Consider the following 16,483-nt stretch of genomic DNA (forward strand, 5'->3'; position numbering starts at 1 on the left):
GTGTCGGTTAAAAGTTCTTAATTTGTCAAAACCCGCATACGAGATTAAAGTTATTAAATGGATATTAAAAATAATATAGCTGAAATTACCAATACCTTACATGGCAAAAATGCCAGATTGGTAGCGGTATCTAAGACAAAACCTAACGAATTGATCCTTGAAGCTTATAATGCCGGACAGCGTGTATTTGGCGAGAATAAAATTCAGGAGATGACAGATAAGAGCGAGGCCCTTCCCAAAGACATTGAGTGGCATATGATTGGCCATGTTCAAAGCAATAAGGTGAAGTATATGGCTCCTTTTGTTTCGCTCATTCATTCGGTGGATAGCTGGAAGCTTCTAAAAGAGGTAAATAAACAAGCATTAAAGAATAATAGAGTGATTGACTGTTTACTTCAGATGCATATTGCAGAAGAAGAGACAAAATTTGGCCTTTCAAAAGAAGAGCTTTTTGAAATGCTTGAATCCCAGGAATTATCCACTCTTGAAAATATCAGAATTGTTGGCCTGATGGGCATGGCTACTTTTACTGAAGACAAAGCCCAGATCAGAAAGGAATTTAAATCGCTGGCTGGCATTTTTAACGAGGTGAAGACAAAATACCATGCTGAGAATATTGAGTGGCGGGAATTGTCTATGGGTATGAGTGGTGATTATGACATTGCCATTGAGGAAGGCAGTACTTTGGTAAGGGTTGGCAGTTCTATTTTCGGGTCAAGAAACTATGACAATTGAACAGAACAATTAAATCAGCGGCTTTATTAGGTGCGTTAGCTGTAGCTATAGGTGCCTTTGGTGCACATGCACTGAAACCCATGTTAGTTGAAAACGGCAGGTTGGCAACTTTTGAAACAGCCGTTGAATATCACTTCTATCATGTATTGGCCTTGCTTTTCATTGGGTTATACCAAAAACACGCTGACGAAAAGAAATTGAGATGGGCAGCTAATGCCATGATAGCAGGCATTATTATCTTTAGTGGCAGCCTTTATATCTTATGCCTAACAAACATGTCATTTCTGGGCGCCATTACTCCAATAGGCGGTGTTTGTTTTATAGCTGGATGGATATTACTATTCCTTGCGCATAAAAAAAGCTCAACCGATATCAGTTGAGCTTCCATTTATTTTATGCTTAGTCTTATTGACTATCAGATTCTTTCTTTGGTAATACATTGGTTACAATGGTAACCTTATTAGATGGGTTAATAGCATTTGATACTATTGTCACAACTTTATTCTGCCTGCCTATTTTACCAGCACTATTAAATACCACTTTGATTTCTGCTTCCTGACCAGGTGCAACAGGATCTCGCGGCCAGTTAGGGGCAGTACATCCACATGTAGTCTGTACGTTGGTTATTATTAACGGCTCAGTGCCTACATTTTCAAAAGTAAAAATATGTTCGACTTTGTCACCTTGATATATATCACCAAAATCAAATTGGGACTCAGCAAATGCCATCTCTGGCCCGGTCTTCTGCTCCACCTGAGCTTCCTGCGCCATAGCTCCATAGATCAAGAATGAGCCGAATACAAATACAATTAATGTTTTCATCTTATTTCAAATTAATTTCTACAAATATAATCCATCCATATCACCAACCAAGAACCCTGCCTATTTTAACAAATCATTAAGAGTTAAACGAATAGTTTTTTATCAAAGTTCACCAAAAATAACTGCTCGCTTGCTCTTGTGATTGCAGTGTATAACCAACGGACATACTCTTTATCTATACTATCCTCCTTAAGGTAACCTTGGTCGACAAAAACTATTGGCCATTGCCCACCCTGAGCCTTATGACAGGTGATGGCATAGGCAAACTTTACCTGGAGGGCATTTAAATAAGGGTCTCTTTTAAGCGCTTCTCGCAATTCCTTTCTCGACATATCCCCATAATCTTCGCTAACAGCGGCATAAAGTTGCTGGTTCTGCTCACTGGTCAATGAAGGGGCTTCTGAATACAGGGTATCTAGCATCACCATAGCTTCAAAACTGTTATCAACATTAGAATCAAGCAATCGCAACTGAAGTTTAGCAAACCTGAAGCCATACATTTCATCAAATGAAATGATCTTCAATATTTCAACAAAATCGCCATTGGCAATAAAATCACCAGCCACCTCATCTGGAGAATGCACATAGTTATTTCTCACCACCATCAGATATTCACCGGCTTCAATCTCTGATTCATAGAATTGTATCGCATTTCTAATGTACTGATTGTAGCCATTGGCCGACTTGTTTGACCTGCAAATAATCATGGTATTCTCAATGCCATAATTATCATAGGCATACCTCAATCCATCCTCCAGCCTTTCTCCAGTCATTTTGAAAATATCAGGATAACGGACATTGAACTGAATCAAGGGTTTGTCCTGAGTAAGTAAATTTCTAAGGTTAGTGGCATTGAAGAGTATGCCCGATTCCTGCTCCTGACGCATTACCTCTGTGAGCATGATTTCCTCCACATCAAGTTTATAATCACTCTTAAGGTAATCGGCATTAAGAGCTGGACTCAACAATTGCCCAACCGGTGGTAGTTGAGCATTATCACCAATCAGAATTAGCTTGTTGCTGCTATCAGAAAAAATAAAACTAATAAGATCGGATAACAACCCTGACTTACCGAATCCAGCATCTTCACTTATCATCGAAGCCTCATCAACAATAAAAACTGTGTTCTTGGCATAGTTTTTCTGCTTCTTAAAAGAAAGTGCATCGCCACCCTGGGCCACTTGTTTGTATATTTTTTTGTGAATGGTAAAGGCCATTCGCTTACAGTAGGAAGACATCACCTTTGCTGCGCGGCCTGTAGGTGCCAGTAATGAAAACTTATAATTAAACAGTGGCAGCACCTGAACCAGCGTGGTAACAATGGTAGTTTTACCTGTACCTGCAAATCCTCTTACCATAAGAACTGGTAAATCTTTATTATCAATTAATTGATCTACCTTTTGAAAGAAGTCTAGCTGACCTTGTGTAGGCTCGAAAGGAAATTTTTGAAATAATATTTCGGAAGGTTTGGGCACTATCTTATGTCTTCCGGAAAAATAGTAACCATAGTAGCAGAGGCCTTTGCAATTAAAGTCTCTACCCCGTCTTTCACAGCCCAAACTTCAGACTCACAAAAATTCATTTTTCTACCCTGCTTCAAGACCCAACCCCGGGAGATTAACTGCTCACCTACCCCTGGATTTAAATAAGAGATTTTTATTTCGCCTGTTACCACCTGCTGTTCAGGAGCCACAAGCGTAACAGCAGCAAAACCCGCAGTAATATCAGCCAATGTTGCTACAAGGCCTCCATGAGCAAAACCCGCTTGTTGTTTATGAATCTCCTGCAAATCAAGCCTGCCTTCGGTCCTACCAACTTCAATAACATTCAGCTGGAAGCCGATGTGCTTCATAAAGAATTGCTTGTCCAGATGCTTTAGTACTCTCTTTTTAAAATCCGGGTTGAATGTTTTCATACAATAATACCTTTGGTCGCAAATATAGTAGAACACCGACAACCCGCTTTCAACTGAACGTATTATTCCATATTATTAACACATGAATGCAGTAAATCAAGTATTTGGCGGTAAGGTCAGGGTTAGGGTCTGTGGTATCTGTATTGAAAACAATAGTATATTACTCATAAAACATGATAACCTTGGAGAGCTTGGTGAACTGTGGTCCCCGCCTGGTGGTGGAGTTAACTTCAATGAATCTATCGAAGATGCCCTTAAAAGGGAGTTTTATGAAGAAACTGGTTTGGAAATTACCGTTAATAAATTTCTTTGTGTCAATGAATTTCATTCAGGTAACTTGCACGCCATAGAGCTCTTTTTTGAAGTTAAAAGGCAAAATGGATGCCTTAAAACTGGGATCGACCCTGAATTAAATGCTGACCAGCAGATAATTAAGGAGGTTAAATTTGTGACTTTTGAAGATTTGATGGTTATACCTGACAAAAAAAGGCATAATATCCTGCAAGGAAGCGTAAATGAAGAATATGTATTAAATATGAAAGGCCATTTTAAATTATGGCAATAATTCCATTAATTAGCGGGTATATTATTTATGTTTTACCTCTTAAAAGACTTATTATTGCATTCTAAATTTGTAAGAAATGAACGTTACTAAAATAATCTCTATTGTTCTTTTGGTTCTTAGCCTTGGGTTGGGTTATTACCTTATAAGCAGTGTTAAATCCACTATTGATGACCAAGCCATGATTGCCGAAAGGGAAAGTGCTGTTATTGAAAAATTAATGCTAATAAGAGAAGCTGAAGAAGTTTATCTGGAGGTAAATGGAAATTATACCAGCGACTGGGATAAGTTAATCGACTTTATTGAAAATGGCAAATACCCTATCATTCAGAAAAAAGAAAGGGTTGTGACATTAAGTTATGGTGCTGACAGTTCAATTATCACCTACGATACTCTTGACATAATTCCTGCTAAGGATAGGATTTTTAAAGAATTACATAACGTAAATGCTGCTAACACTGGCACTTTCGTAAGCTTTGCCGTTGAGCCCGGAGAGGAAGCCATAAAAGGAGCTCCTGCTTATACATTGGTTCAAAACGGAAAGAATGTAACTCACAAATTCAAAGAGAGTGGAAGAGTAAAAAGCAGAAAAAGATTTACACCAGGTCAGGAAATTATCAAAGGTGATTTAATGATGTCGTTGGAAGAAACCAAATACGATCAGTCAATTGATATAAGCAAACTGGCTTATGTTCCTGGATACGAATTTTCAGAAGAAGTTAAGTTCGACATTTTTGCTGCTGAAATTGAAAGAAGCAATACAATGGTTGATGTAGTTGAGGTTAAAAACCCTAAACCATTTGACCCGACTAGAAGTGAAAATAATGAAGCTAAAAACAAAAAACCTTTAAGATTCGGTTCTAAAACTGATGTAACTTTATCAGGTAACTGGGAATAATCCATTGAATACAACAACTGCAGGCTATAAGCTAATTAAGAAAATAAAGGACGCTAAGTTTGATGTAGATCAAATTCATCAATATAATCTACTTCTTCAAGTCGGTGTTCGTGACCTGCAGGTTTCCATCATAGATTCAAGTAGCAATAGAACATTGCTACTTGAAGATTATGTACTGGCAAGTGTAAAGACTTACAAAGAGCTACAATCAAATCTTGAAAGTCTGTTTGCCGACCATCATTTATTGATGGCAGGTTTCTGGAAAACAGTAAAAGTCAGCATTAAGAATAACAAGTTCTCATTAGTCCCCTCTTCTTTGTTTGTAAAAGAAGCGATGGTAGACTACCTGAGGCTGAATGCCAAGATAAATACAGAGACTGAAGAGATTCTGTACTACAAGCACATAAAGTCTGATGCCATCTGTGTTTTTGCCATGAATAAGGTTTTGCACAATTGGTTTACAAAGCTATATCCTAATGCAGAAGTTGGGTTCATTCATCAGTCAAGCTCTTTGATTGAAGGTGCCATTAACTTTGCCAAAATCAATAAGAAGGATTCTATGTACTTGTACATAGACCGTTTTAAGTTGCACATTGTAACGCTGAGAAATGGGCAGTTGGAGTATTACAATCAGTTTGGCATAAAACAGTTTAGTGAATACATCAGGTACATTATGCTGGTAATGAAGGGCCTGAACAGAAGTCAGCAGAAAAGTGATGTAGTAATTTGGGGTTATATTGGAAAACAATCACCTCATTACAATGAATTCTACAAGTTCATCAAGAATATTTCTTTTGGTGACAGGCCTGAATATTTGAAGTTTGGTTTTGTTTTTGACGAAGTACAAGATCACCATTTCTTTGATCTGTACAGTATGCACCTTTGCTCCTAAATTTCTGCTATGAAAAAGGTAGCCATTTTTCCCGGCTCATTTGACCCTTTTACAAAAGGTCATGAAGATATCGTACTTAGAGGACTTGCTCTTTTTGATGAAATAATAGTGGCAATAGGCCATAACAGCCAGAAAAACAATCGGTATTTTGAAGTCAATAAGATGGTGGGATACATTGAAGAAACCTTCAAGTCCTTTGATAACATAAAGGTTATCGTTTATAATGAGCTAACCGCTGACCTTGCCAGAAAGTATGATGCCAAATTTTTGTTAAGAGGGCTTAGAAATACTACGGACTTCGAGTATGAAAATAGTATCTCTCAAGTAAACAGATATCTCAATGAATCTTTAGAATCTGTTTTTTTGATTACCTCACCAAAATTCGCTTCAATAAGCTCTACTATCATTAGAGAGGTTCACAGATACAATGGTGACGTACGGGAATTTTTGCCTTATACAATAGACTAAGAGGGTACTTCGGTGTTTTCTTTGGCTTTTTCCTTCTCGAAATAGCGGTCAAACACAAAGCTTATTGATTTGTAAGAATGCTCCAGTGCATGAAAAACCTCCTTTGGAGCCATCCATCTCACCTCTTCAATATCCTCCTCAATTTGAGGTTTCATATTCTTGTCCCTGATCACATCCATGGCATACCAAGATGTTTTCTTTAAGATTTTCTTGCGCTTCATGGTATAGGTATGCCATGTGGTGCATATCTTCTTTCCAAGGTTCACCTCCACTCCGCATTCCTCTTCTACCTCGCGTTTAGCGGCAAATTTTACATTTTCACCTTTTTCCAGCTTGCCCTTTGGCAGATCCCACTTCTTAAGCCTGTAGATCATTAAAATTTTGTCCTTTTTTCTGACAAGCCCACCGGATGCTTTAATAATCTTAAACTTCTTCTTTAGAAACAGTTTTACCTCTTCATAATCATCTACAGATAAGGTTAAAGAAATCAATCCGCTAATACTGGTGGTATCGAGCAAGTCTAATATTTTATCAATTTCATCTGTTTTGGCGTGTTTAATCCAGACCCGGTGCAAAAGCTTGGCTTTGGTTATAGGCTCAATTTCTGAGTTTATAACCAAATTAAAATCCCTCTTATCTGGCTTTACCTGTGGGCGAAGAATTTGAACGGGGGTGTCATTGATGAAGAGGTTCATCCAATTTAATCTATCGTTGAGTGACACAAATGAATGTAAAATTTATTTGCGCACCAATAGATATTGATTTTTTTAATGAATAATTTCGCAACCATGACTTCTACAACCCACCTTAACAATATTGGAGCAGACATAGCCTCTAAACTTTTAGATATTGAAGCAATCAAATTAAGCATCGAAAAACCTTTTACATGGGCTTCAGGATGGAAATCACCAATCTACTGCGATAACAGATTGTCACTATCTTATCCTGCTATTAGAACTGCCATCAAAGAGGCTTTGGTAGAAGTTATCAAGTCAAAATATGATAATGTAGAAGCCATTGCTGGTGTAGCTACGGCAGGTATACCGCAAGGTGCGCTGGTTGCTGAAGCTTTGAATGTTCCTTTCATTTATGTCAGGTCTAAGCCTAAAGGGCATGGTATGGAAAATATGATCGAGGGGAAAGTAACTCCAGGTCAAAAAGTAGTGGTAATTGAGGATTTGGTGTCTACCGGAGGCAGCTCATTAAAAGCAGTGGCCGATTTAAGAAACTCAGGTTTTGAAGTATTGGGTATGGCAGCCATTTTTACCTACGGCTTTGACATAGCCGCTGAAAACTTTAAAGAAGCCAATGTGACTTTAACCAGCCTAAGTAATTACAAATTGTTACTCCAGGAAGCTTTAAAAAGAGGTTATGTTATTGATGCACAACTACCACATCTGGAAAGCTGGAGGTCCAATCCGGCATCTTGGGGGAAATAAGCTAATACAAAAAGATAGTTCAGGTAGATGCCATCTAATAGCATGGCACTCTAATTGTTGAAATTTTATTGTATTTTTAAAAGTATACTTAACGGTATCTCTCTATCAATGAAGTCACGGAACAATATATCCTGGAATCCCAACTTAAGTCCGGAAGAAGAAGATAGGTTAGCTTATTTGAAACTTTCCCATCAAGAGAAATGGGACTATTTGATGCGGTTAATCCTTGCTACATGTCCTTATAAAAAAATTACATTTGACAAGCGGAATATCGAATGGACATAAATAATCCATTTTATTTAGATGTACTCAAAACCCTGGTTAAAAGTAAAGTTGAATTTATTCTGATAGGTGGTTTAGCTGTTTCCTTTCATGGATATTCCAGATATACTGGCGATATGGATTTATGGCTCAAACCTGACAAGTCAAATCTTAATAAATTGTATGAAGCATTATTGGGCCTTGGATACCCTGAAGATATTGTGAACAATATTCGCAATAAACGTGAAATAGATAATCCTACCCCAATTAAATTAAAAGATGATCAAGGCATTCTGAAAATTGATTTAATGACTAACACCTTTCAAAGCGACTTCTCGTGGCAAGAATGCTTTGATAATTGTCAGGAAATTAATTTAGAAAGCATCACTATTCCTGTAGTTCACATAAATCACCTTATTCAAATGAAAGAAAACTCAAAAAGATTAGAGGATTCTCTCAAAGACTTGGTGGATGCTCAAGAATTAAAAAAAATTAGACAACTGAAGAATCAATAGATGTTGATTAGAATTCAACTCAAAATTTCTCTTCAATCCCTAAACCAAAAAGGGCGAAATCATATTTGACAGGATCTTCAGGATCAAATTCCCTTAACTTTTCAGTAAGCTCAAGGGCCGTCAACCAGTCGGTCTGCTTTCGGTTTATAAGGTGAAGTTTTCTTGCTACCCTGTCAACATGTAAGTCGCAAGGACAAATCAGCTCAGAAGGTTTTAATTTTTTCCAAAGTCCAAAATCAACACCACAATCATCTGAACGAACCATCCATCTCAAGTACATATTAAGCCTTTTGCAAGCTGATTTCCTTGCCGGTGTGGCAATGTGCTTTCTTGTCCTTTGAGGTGCATCAGGCAAATCAAAAAACAAGTTGTGAAAGTGTTTTAAATTATCTTCCATTCCCTTTGACTTTCCGTCTGGCAGGAAGGCACTTTCTAAAGATTCATGCCTTGAATAGTAAGTTTTAAAGAAATGAATAAAATACAGCGTGTCTGTGGCATTGAATGTACGGTGCTTGAAGTTTTCGAACCGCTTAAGTTCTGCTTCTCTGTGATTTAGAATAAAATCATGAGGAGCATTATCCATGGTCGCGAAAAGCTCATTGCATTTGTTGATAATAGTGATTCGCTGCCCCCAAGCTAAAACTGCCGCAAAGAAGCCTGCAATTTCAACATCTTGCTTTTTACTGAAGCGATGAGGGATAACAATGGGATCATTCTTTATAAACCCAGGCTGGTTGTACCGCTCAACCTTTAAATCTAAAAAGGCCTTTAAGTTTAATGTGCTCAAGGAATGTAGGAGACTGTAACTCTAAACCTGGGATCAATGGCACCCAACCTATTATAAGCAGAACTTGAAATCTTAATAATCACATTTTGATTTACATCAGTATTAGGAAGTTTTCCAATGACACGAACAAACACTTCCTGATTGTTCATCTCATTTCTCACCTTCATAATCGTTCCAGACTTAGCGGAACGATGCAGGGCCAGATATTTTCTATTATTATCGCCACCAGGTATTTTCTCTGCCAAACCTGCCTCTATAACTTCTTCAAAATTTGTTCGCTCGCTTTGTTGCACGACATAACGCGCAGTATCAATCGGCAATGCACTATTTTCTTCTACCTCGGGGGAATCGGACTTAACAGGAGGTGCTGTAATAACTGCGGTATTCTCAACTTCAACATCAGCCCTCCCAACTATCAACTCTTGTCCTATACTTATTTCATTAGATGTTAAGCCATTCCATTTCTTGATATCCGCCACTTCAATATCATATTTTCTCGATATTGAAAATAGTGTTTCTGATTGCAGAACAACATGGGTTTTACCTGACTTCGAGGCATTAGTTGCCACATTTTGCTCAACCTGCTCATTTACTTTATTTATTGTAAGTACCTGCCCAATGCTAATCTCATTACCTGTAAGGCCATTCCATTTTTTGATATCTACCACCGTTACTTCATAAGCCCTTGAAATTGAGAACAAGGTCTCTTTAGGCTCAACAGTGTGTTTAATAACCTCATTAACAGGCTTACTTGCTACTACTGCAGGTTTTCTTTGCGGCTCAGGCTCAATAACTGCTGGCCTTACAACTTCAGGAGCAGGCTTGGCAATTGGTGCTTTCTTCTCAACTATCGGAATAAGCACTATCATTCCTACCTCAAGACAAAACTCTGTTGGGGGATTGCTTTCAATAATTTTAAAGATTGGCACATCGTAACGTCTGGAGAGGGAATACAAAGTCTCGCTGTCTGCAACCTCATGCTTGATGAACACTTTACCATCTTTCCTTTCTAAACCAATGGAGTCTTGAGCAAACGTGCCAGAGTAGGCTGAAATCTGAATTGCGCAAAAAATGAAGATTAAAAAATAACGCATATCTTTATTGATATATAAAAAGTTTCGACTTGTCCTTAACAAAGATAAGCTTGTTATCGGTAACAAAGAAAGTATCCTGACCTACTCCTGAAAGTTCTTCAGCTAATGTTTCGAGCAGCAAAACCTCCCTATCCATACCTACTACAAGCAATTTATTGACCAATTTATCATTTCTAACGTAATACGAAATTCCAATCCAGCTTTCTGTCTCTAAATATTCGGCTCCCGCCACTGTTTCATCTCCATTTATACCATCGATAAAACGCCTAATGGTATCAAAATATTGATTGCTTTGAGGATAAAAAACCGGTGGTAAAACTGCCCTTCCACTTTTGCTTTCAATAAAAGACCTTTCTTCGACCAACGCACCCGTTGTTAAATCAAAGAATTGTATCTCCCCGCTATCAGCTACACAAGAAAATGTACTGGTGTTGAATGAAACATTATTGATCCCTTCTTTAACCCAGGTTTTTTTAAGTCCTTTTAATTCATAGGCTTCATAGCTCAAGACCTTGGCGTTGGCATCGTTGTCATAATTTTTAAAAACCACGACATCATTTGTAATGCAGGCAATTGAAGCCCACCACTTTTCCTCCACTACAATTTGTCCTTGTAATTTGTTTTGGGTGAAGTCATAAATAAAAAAAGACAAAGTCATCTTCTCATCATTTCTTATTTCCAAAACCATTTTATCCCCGGCTTCATTAGGAAGTACATTCCAAATCTTGCCATCAAAGGTGTGCGAAAAGTTAAGAGTTAAGTTTCTTGACAATCGTATTAATTATTTAATTTAGACAAAAATACATGGTATGGGTAGGTTAAAAAGTTTTGTGATTATTATTTGTTCGCTTCTCCAAGTTTTGATGGCCACTAAAGTCATCAGTCAGGATAAAAAGCCCAAAGTAATGGTAATGGAGATCAAATCAGAAATTGATCCGAGAACAAATCATTATGTAGAATTGGCCCTTGATCATGCCAAGGCCATAGAAGCTGATTATGTGATTATAGAAATGGACACTTATGGCGGCATTGTTACAGATGCCAAAGATATAGTGGAGAATATCCTGGATTTTGAAAAACCTATTTGGGTATTTATCAACAAAGATGCAGCCTCTGCCGGAGCTTTAATCTCCATTGCCTGTGATAGTATTTATATGACAGCGGGTGCCAATATTGGCGCAGCTACCGTGGTCACGCAAGATGGAGCAGCGGCACCTGACAAGTATCAGTCATATATGCGCAGCACCATGCGATCTATCGCTGAAGAAAAAGGCCGCGATCCAAAAATTGCAGAAGCCATGGTTGACCAAACCATAGAAATAGACAGTATCACCAAAGCTGGTCAGGTCATCACTTTTTCAACTTCAGAAGCCATTAAATATGGGTTTTGTGAAGCCAAAGTCTCAAACATTGAAGAGATATTGGAGCGAAATAAAATTGAAGATTACGAGCTGGTTAAATACGAGTTAAGTACTACCAATGCGATCATCGAATTCTTTCTTAACCCATTTATCAGTGGCATTTTAATTATGGTCATTGTTGGTGGTATTTGGTTTGAGCTTCAAACTCCGGGTGTCGGATTTCCAATAGCGGCTTCGCTACTTGCACTTATTCTATACTTTGTGCCCTATTACCTCACAGGCTTGGCCGAAAACTGGGAAATCATAGCTTTCTTTTTAGGGCTCGTTCTCATAGGCCTCGAGGTCTTTGTCATCCCTGGATTTGGTGTGGCCGGAATATTGGGCATTACCCTAACCCTCGGATCTTTGATATTAGTAATGCTTAACAATGATGCGTTTGACTTTACTTTTGTTGAGTTTGACAGTATTCTTATTGCAGTTGTTGTTGCCAGTGTTGGTGTTGTTGGTGGGCTAATAATTCTATTTATGGTTGGTGTTAAAATGACAGACACTAAATTCTTTGCAAGGGTGGCATTAACAGATACTATGAACAGGTCAGAAGGATATACCAGTAGCTTTAATGACAAAACATTAGTGGGTAAAAGTGGAGTAGCTCATACCGTATTAAGACCCAGCGGTAAGGTATTGATTGATGGTGATGTTTACGATGCCTACACCCGAGGCGATTATATAGACAAAGATCAAAAAATAATTGTGACGAGTGATGAAGGCACTTCACTAAAAGTAAAACTGGACGCTTGATGAAGATATTAGGTATTATTCCTGCCAGATACGCTTCAACACGTTTTCCAGCAAAGGCGCTGACCGACATTGGTGGAAAACCTATGATACAACGTGTATATGAGCAAGCATCAAAGTCCAGCCTCTTAAGCAAAGTAGTTATAGCAACAGATCATAATGCTATTGCCGAGGCAGTATCTGGGTTCAAAGGCAACTACTGCATGACCAGCCCTGACCATCAAAGTGGTACCGACCGCTGCCAGGAAGTGGTGGAAAAAGAGACGGAATCATTCGATTATGTAATCAACATTCAGGGCGATGAACCCTTTATAGACCCAAGTCAAATAGACCTTTTGGCAGGCCTACTAGATGGTGAGACCGAGTTAGGCACTCTGGTTAAGAAAATAGATCATATCAATGATGTATTCGATTCTAATGTTGTCAAATGTGTTTTCAACGCTCATTCTGAGGCTATGTACTTTAGCAGATCGGCAATACCCCACCTTAGAAATCACCCGAAAGAAGAATGGCTTAAGCATCATGATTTTTTCAAGCACATTGGTATCTATGGCTACAGAATAGATGTACTAAATAGCATTACTAAACTTCCTGTTTCAGGATTTGAAAAAGCTGAATCTTTGGAGCAATTGCGATGGCTAGAAAATGGCTATAAGATAAAGGTCGCCATCACAGATATCCAATCTTACGGTGTAGACACACCGGCTGATTTAGAAAAGCTAAAAGGTTTTTATTAACCCAAATTATGCCTATTGCATAATTTGCCATTAGGCTGACGAACGCTCTCGCTTTGTCAGGATTAATCGAGTGCAGCTTAATAAGTATAGAACGTTTCACCTTAAAGTTGGAACATTCTATTATTTATTTCTGGATTAACACAATAATCAATGTATTTTCGCGCTTCAAATGATGTAGGCGTGAGATTTAGATTATTTTTAATCCCATTTTTTCTTTTACCACTAGTACTTCAGGCGCAGTTCACCCCGGGGTTGAATAAAACTTTGGGACTTGAAATGCATGCGGGATTTATCTATGAGCACAAGCCACAGATCAGTCATTTAATTGAGCACCACCCTGTTGGTTTTAGAATCACTTACGATAAAAAGGTTTATGGTAAAGAGCGCTGGGAGCAGCGTTACAATTTCCCCGATCAGGGAATGACCTTTGTATATATGGATTACAGAAATCCGGCATTGGGTAAAACACTAGCGCTGATTCCTCATATAAATTTCTACCTGCGTGGGAAACGCGAAGCCAAGGGCCAGCTTAACTTTAAAATGGGTTTTGGTGCAGGTTACACAACAACTAAATACCACCCTGAAACCAACAACCAGAACAATGTGATTAGTACAGATCTGACAGGTGCAGTGTTATTTCAGTTTGGATATCAATACAAGCTAAGCGAGAGAATGGCGTTGACAACATCATTATCAGTAACGCACTTTTCCAATGGCTCAATGAAAAAGCCCAATTCAGGAATCAATATGTTTTCTAACAACACGGGCATAACCTATATGATTAAATACAAGCCGACAGAGTACACTTACAATGACGAACCAAAGATAGAAACCAAGCCGATTGGAGGTTCAGTTACATTATCTGGTGGGGCACATGAAAGTATTAAAATAGGAAGCGGAGCGAGACCGTTCTTTGTACTCTCCGGTTTAGTTGATAAACAGCTAAATTATAAAAGCAGGTTGGGTTTGGTAGTTGAGTGGTTCTATTCGGCCTCTTTGGAAGACGAGGTTAAATATGATGATGAGAACAAAGGCAAGGACACCAACAGAATTGGATTGGCACTAAGCCATGAATTAATGATCAACAAATATTCGGTCATGACGCAGGCTGGTTATTATGTCTATGATCCTTATCATCCATTTCAATCTGTTTATTTAAGACTTGGTTTAAGAAGGTATATAGGTGACAGGCTATATGCATCATGCGGAGTAAAATCACATAGTGCCAAAGCAGAAGCCATGGAATTTGCAGTGGGTTACAGAATCAAATGAAAAGACTAATTATCATATTGACCTTTGCCGCACTATTTGGATGTGATAGTGATAATACTCCTGATTGTTTAAAATCAGCAGGCAGTGAAACAACGCAAGTCTTCGATCTTCCTGAATTTGATAAAATGACCATTAACAATGAGTTTAAGGTATATCTTACCTATGGTTCTGAAAAAAGTATTTCAGTAACAACAGGAGAAAATTTGTTGAGTGACATATCCCTTGAAGTAGCTAATGGAGAGTTAATAGTTCAAAACAATGCTGGTTGCAAATGGGTAAGATCATATGACTTTCCAATATTAGAAATAACAACTGATGACCTTGATTTTATTGAAATCATTGGTGGAAGCGAGATTTATTCTACCAATACTTTGCGTTTCGCTGCCCTATTTATGAAATCAAAAGATAGTAATGGGCTGATCAATTTAGACATTGATATGGTAGATTTCGGAGTAGATGGAAATGAAATCACCAATTATAATGTTGAGGGAGAGGCAACAAATCTGAATCTTACATTTTCGTCCGGGGACAGTAGATTTGAAGGCAGCAAGTTGCTGGTAACTAATGCCATCGTGGTTCACAATGGCTCGAATGATATTATTGTAAATGTAAGTGAATCGTTATCTGGCAGAGTGGGTTCAACGGGAGACTTGATATATGTTGGACAGGCTCCACAATTTGTTGATGTAAACATTACTAACCGTGGCAGGTTAATAGATGGAACAAACTAATTATGAACAAGATCACCATTATTTGCGGCACTAACCGGGTTGATTCGGTCTCTTATCAGATTTCAGTAATCTATCAGCAACTATTGGCCAAAGCTGGCTGCAATGCAGAAATTATAGACCTCACAGATTTGCCCAATGACTTTGCTTTTACAGCACTATATGAAAACTCCGGTAAAAATGAGGAGTTCAACCGCTTTAGAAAATTAATGGCCGATTCTGACAAATTCGTATTTGTGGTGCCAGAATATAACGGCTCTTTCCCAGGGGTATTAAAGACTTTCATAGATGGCCTGGAATATCCTGGTAGCTTTAAAAACAAGAAAAGCGCTTTGGTTGGAATTTCATCCGGTATACAGGGAGCTGGATTGGCGTTAAGCCATCTTACAGACATCTTCCACTATTGCGGTATGGAAGTGCTCTCGCTTAAGCCAAAGCTTTCGCACATTGAAAAGAATTTTGATGGCCAACAGATAACCAACAAGCTCTACCAACTCTTGATTGAGGAACAGGTAGATAAGATTTTGGCGTTTTAAAATCCTACTGTGGAAAAAACACCTATTCTGGCTTTTACTCCATAAATATGTAACGCATCCGAATCCATACCGATTGGTTTTAAGCGATTTAAAGAGATAGAATGAATCGAAAAATCGTTACTTTTATAATATAGCAATACATGAAATATGGAAAAGGTAATAGGCAAAGAATTAATCAGTCATTTACTTAAGCTGGAAAAACATCAGCAAGAAAAAGTATTGGACTATATTAAAGACATGTTAACCAATCAGGAGTTGAACGTCAGGGCAGATGATTCTGAACACGCTATTGCTTCGGGCAGAGTGAAAAATTTTGAACAATTTAATACCAGTTTTGAAAATTGGAAAATTCAGAAAAGAGCCAATACAAAGTAATAATAACTGCTCCTGCTGAAGCTAGTTTTTATGAAATTCTCGATTATCTGTACGATAATTAATCAATTGAAAAAGCAGAACAAATAGCTGATGAACTCAGGAATACAGCTAATAAATTACATTACCAACCTAAAAGAGGAACACCAGAAAGTAAGCTGGCTCATCGCCCAAATGGCTATCGCTATATTTTGCATAAACGTACCCCAAGAACAGATATCAAAGTAATTTTTTACATTGATAAGCCTTCATTTACTGTTTTCGTGACAGACTTTTTCCCAACAGAAAAGG

At 38.1% G+C, this 16,483-nt stretch carries 21 protein-coding genes; 14 read left to right on the plus strand and 7 right to left on the minus strand.

The window, feature by feature from the left end; all coding sequences use genetic code 11:
* Positions 1-57 precede the first annotated feature (57 nt).
* Together RIB54_RS04195 and RIB54_RS04200 are read left to right on the plus strand one after the other, a co-directional pair.
* On the plus strand, positions 58-735 hold the full coding sequence (locus RIB54_RS04195) for a YggS family pyridoxal phosphate-dependent enzyme (RefSeq protein WP_350099427.1): 678 nt from the start codon (positions 58-60) through the stop codon (positions 733-735).
* The gene (locus RIB54_RS04200) at positions 732-1,115 is read left to right on the plus strand and encodes a DUF423 domain-containing protein (RefSeq protein ID WP_350099428.1); all 384 of its coding nucleotides are present in this window, start codon (positions 732-734) and stop codon (positions 1,113-1,115) included. Before RIB54_RS04195 ends, RIB54_RS04200 begins: the two co-directional genes overlap by 4 nt.
* A gap of 25 nt (positions 1,116-1,140) precedes the next feature.
* Here the strand turns inward: RIB54_RS04200 and RIB54_RS04205 are convergent, their stop codons facing one another.
* The 3 genes from RIB54_RS04205 to RIB54_RS04215 form a co-directional block, all read right to left on the minus strand.
* The gene (locus RIB54_RS04205) at positions 1,141-1,557 is read right to left on the minus strand and encodes a DUF1573 domain-containing protein (protein WP_350099429.1); all 417 of its coding nucleotides are present in this window, start codon (positions 1,555-1,557) and stop codon (positions 1,141-1,143) included.
* An 83-nt stretch (positions 1,558-1,640) separates the two neighbouring features.
* Complete coding sequence (locus RIB54_RS04210; RefSeq protein ID WP_350099430.1) at positions 1,641-3,032, minus strand: ATP-dependent DNA helicase; 1,392 nt, start codon at positions 3,030-3,032, stop codon at positions 1,641-1,643.
* Entirely contained in the window at positions 3,032-3,472 is a 441-nt protein-coding gene (locus RIB54_RS04215; protein ID WP_350099431.1) for a PaaI family thioesterase, read from the minus strand. The genes RIB54_RS04210 and RIB54_RS04215 overlap by 1 nt, the downstream gene beginning before the upstream one ends.
* An 82-nt stretch (positions 3,473-3,554) precedes the next feature.
* Here RIB54_RS04215 and RIB54_RS04220 point away from each other — a divergent pair, with 82 nt between their 5' ends.
* From RIB54_RS04220 to coaD, 4 genes are all read left to right on the plus strand, one after another.
* Positions 3,555-4,037, plus strand: coding sequence for an NUDIX domain-containing protein (locus RIB54_RS04220; protein WP_350099432.1), 483 nt, complete (start codon positions 3,555-3,557; stop codon positions 4,035-4,037).
* Positions 4,038-4,113: 76 nt separating this feature from the next.
* The gene (locus RIB54_RS04225; RefSeq protein ID WP_350067813.1) at positions 4,114-4,932 is read left to right on the plus strand and encodes a hypothetical protein; all 819 of its coding nucleotides are present in this window, start codon (positions 4,114-4,116) and stop codon (positions 4,930-4,932) included.
* Positions 4,933-4,936: 4 nt separating this feature from the next.
* Positions 4,937-5,824, plus strand: coding sequence for a DUF3822 family protein (locus RIB54_RS04230; RefSeq protein ID WP_350067815.1), 888 nt, complete (start codon positions 4,937-4,939; stop codon positions 5,822-5,824).
* 9 nt (positions 5,825-5,833) lie between these two features.
* The gene (gene coaD, locus RIB54_RS04235; RefSeq protein ID WP_350067817.1) at positions 5,834-6,292 is read left to right on the plus strand and encodes a pantetheine-phosphate adenylyltransferase; all 459 of its coding nucleotides are present in this window, start codon (positions 5,834-5,836) and stop codon (positions 6,290-6,292) included.
* Here coaD and RIB54_RS04240 read toward each other — a convergent pair.
* Positions 6,289-6,987, minus strand: a complete 699-nt coding sequence (locus tag RIB54_RS04240) for an NUDIX hydrolase (RefSeq protein WP_350099433.1) — start codon at positions 6,985-6,987, stop codon at positions 6,289-6,291. The two genes, coaD and RIB54_RS04240, sit on opposite strands and share 4 nt — an antisense overlap.
* A 75-nt stretch (positions 6,988-7,062) precedes the next feature.
* On the opposite strand from RIB54_RS04240, the gene pyrE reads away from it, so the two are divergent.
* Complete coding sequence (gene pyrE, locus RIB54_RS04245) at positions 7,063-7,731, plus strand: orotate phosphoribosyltransferase (protein WP_350099434.1); 669 nt, start codon at positions 7,063-7,065, stop codon at positions 7,729-7,731.
* 275 nt (positions 7,732-8,006) lie between these two features.
* Positions 8,007-8,507 (plus strand): nucleotidyltransferase, encoded by a 501-nt coding sequence (locus RIB54_RS04250; protein WP_350067823.1) that lies wholly within the window; start codon positions 8,007-8,009, stop codon positions 8,505-8,507.
* Positions 8,508-8,526: 19 nt separating this feature from the next.
* Here the strand turns inward: RIB54_RS04250 and RIB54_RS04255 are convergent, their stop codons facing one another.
* Genes RIB54_RS04255 through RIB54_RS04265 form a run of 3 tightly spaced genes read right to left on the minus strand, consistent with a single transcriptional unit; the run spans position 8,527 to position 11,160 of the window.
* Positions 8,527-9,294: a TIGR02757 family protein gene (locus tag RIB54_RS04255; RefSeq protein WP_350099435.1), complete on the minus strand. Its 768-nt coding sequence runs from the start codon at positions 9,292-9,294 to the stop codon at positions 8,527-8,529.
* Positions 9,291-10,388 (minus strand): muramidase family protein, encoded by a 1,098-nt coding sequence (locus RIB54_RS04260; RefSeq protein ID WP_350099436.1) that lies wholly within the window; start codon positions 10,386-10,388, stop codon positions 9,291-9,293. The genes RIB54_RS04255 and RIB54_RS04260 overlap by 4 nt, the downstream gene beginning before the upstream one ends.
* 4 nt (positions 10,389-10,392) lie before the next feature.
* Positions 10,393-11,160, minus strand: a complete 768-nt coding sequence (locus RIB54_RS04265) for a DUF4905 domain-containing protein (RefSeq protein WP_350099437.1) — start codon at positions 11,158-11,160, stop codon at positions 10,393-10,395.
* A gap of 91 nt (positions 11,161-11,251) precedes the next feature.
* Here RIB54_RS04265 and RIB54_RS04270 point away from each other — a divergent pair, with 91 nt between their 5' ends.
* The 6 genes from RIB54_RS04270 to RIB54_RS04295 all read left to right on the plus strand — a co-directional run bounded on the left by RIB54_RS04270 (position 11,252) and on the right by RIB54_RS04295 (position 16,195).
* The gene (locus RIB54_RS04270; RefSeq protein WP_350099438.1) at positions 11,252-12,550 is read left to right on the plus strand and encodes an NfeD family protein; all 1,299 of its coding nucleotides are present in this window, start codon (positions 11,252-11,254) and stop codon (positions 12,548-12,550) included.
* Positions 12,550-13,284 carry a 3-deoxy-manno-octulosonate cytidylyltransferase gene (gene kdsB / locus RIB54_RS04275; RefSeq protein WP_350099439.1) on the plus strand — a complete coding sequence of 245 codons (735 nt, stop codon included), beginning with the start codon at positions 12,550-12,552 and terminating at the stop codon, positions 13,282-13,284. Before RIB54_RS04270 ends, kdsB begins: the two co-directional genes overlap by 1 nt.
* 180 nt (positions 13,285-13,464) lie before the next feature.
* A complete protein-coding gene (locus RIB54_RS04280) occupies positions 13,465-14,556 on the plus strand; it encodes an acyloxyacyl hydrolase (protein WP_350099440.1) in 1,092 nt (363 codons plus the stop codon).
* Complete coding sequence (locus RIB54_RS04285; protein WP_350099441.1) at positions 14,553-15,287, plus strand: head GIN domain-containing protein; 735 nt, start codon at positions 14,553-14,555, stop codon at positions 15,285-15,287. Before RIB54_RS04280 ends, RIB54_RS04285 begins: the two co-directional genes overlap by 4 nt.
* Before the next feature lie 2 nt (positions 15,288-15,289).
* Positions 15,290-15,820: an NADPH-dependent FMN reductase gene (locus tag RIB54_RS04290; RefSeq protein ID WP_350068216.1), complete on the plus strand. Its 531-nt coding sequence runs from the start codon at positions 15,290-15,292 to the stop codon at positions 15,818-15,820.
* 147 nt (positions 15,821-15,967) lie between these two features.
* Complete coding sequence (locus RIB54_RS04295) at positions 15,968-16,195, plus strand: hypothetical protein (protein WP_350099442.1); 228 nt, start codon at positions 15,968-15,970, stop codon at positions 16,193-16,195.
* Positions 16,196-16,483 lie beyond the last annotated feature (288 nt).

It is taken from the genome of Fulvivirga sp. (assembly GCF_040218215.1).
Taxonomy (GTDB): Bacteria; Bacteroidota; Bacteroidia; order Cytophagales; family Cyclobacteriaceae; genus Fulvivirga.

Coding starts and splice junctions, on each gene's coding strand:
- RIB54_RS04195 (WP_350099427.1), top strand. CDS start 58: ATGGATATTAAAAATAATATAGCTGAAATTACCAATACCTTACATGGC.
- RIB54_RS04205 (WP_350099429.1), bottom strand. CDS start 1,557: ATGAAAACATTAATTGTATTTGTATTCGGCTCATTCTTGATCTATGGA.
- RIB54_RS04215 (WP_350099431.1), bottom strand. CDS start 3,472: ATGAAAACATTCAACCCGGATTTTAAAAAGAGAGTACTAAAGCATCTG.
- RIB54_RS04220 (WP_350099432.1), top strand. CDS start 3,555: ATGAATGCAGTAAATCAAGTATTTGGCGGTAAGGTCAGGGTTAGGGTC.
- RIB54_RS04225 (WP_350067813.1), top strand. CDS start 4,114: ATGAACGTTACTAAAATAATCTCTATTGTTCTTTTGGTTCTTAGCCTT.
- coaD (WP_350067817.1), top strand. CDS start 5,834: ATGAAAAAGGTAGCCATTTTTCCCGGCTCATTTGACCCTTTTACAAAA.
- RIB54_RS04240 (WP_350099433.1), bottom strand. CDS start 6,987: ATGAACCTCTTCATCAATGACACCCCCGTTCAAATTCTTCGCCCACAG.
- pyrE (WP_350099434.1), top strand. CDS start 7,063: ATGAATAATTTCGCAACCATGACTTCTACAACCCACCTTAACAATATT.
- RIB54_RS04250 (WP_350067823.1), top strand. CDS start 8,007: ATGGACATAAATAATCCATTTTATTTAGATGTACTCAAAACCCTGGTT.
- RIB54_RS04260 (WP_350099436.1), bottom strand. CDS start 10,388: ATGCGTTATTTTTTAATCTTCATTTTTTGCGCAATTCAGATTTCAGCC.
- RIB54_RS04270 (WP_350099438.1), top strand. CDS start 11,252: ATGGCCACTAAAGTCATCAGTCAGGATAAAAAGCCCAAAGTAATGGTA.
- kdsB (WP_350099439.1), top strand. CDS start 12,550: ATGAAGATATTAGGTATTATTCCTGCCAGATACGCTTCAACACGTTTT.
- RIB54_RS04285 (WP_350099441.1), top strand. CDS start 14,553: ATGAAAAGACTAATTATCATATTGACCTTTGCCGCACTATTTGGATGT.
- RIB54_RS04290 (WP_350068216.1), top strand. CDS start 15,290: ATGAACAAGATCACCATTATTTGCGGCACTAACCGGGTTGATTCGGTC.
- RIB54_RS04295 (WP_350099442.1), top strand. CDS start 15,968: ATGGAAAAGGTAATAGGCAAAGAATTAATCAGTCATTTACTTAAGCTG.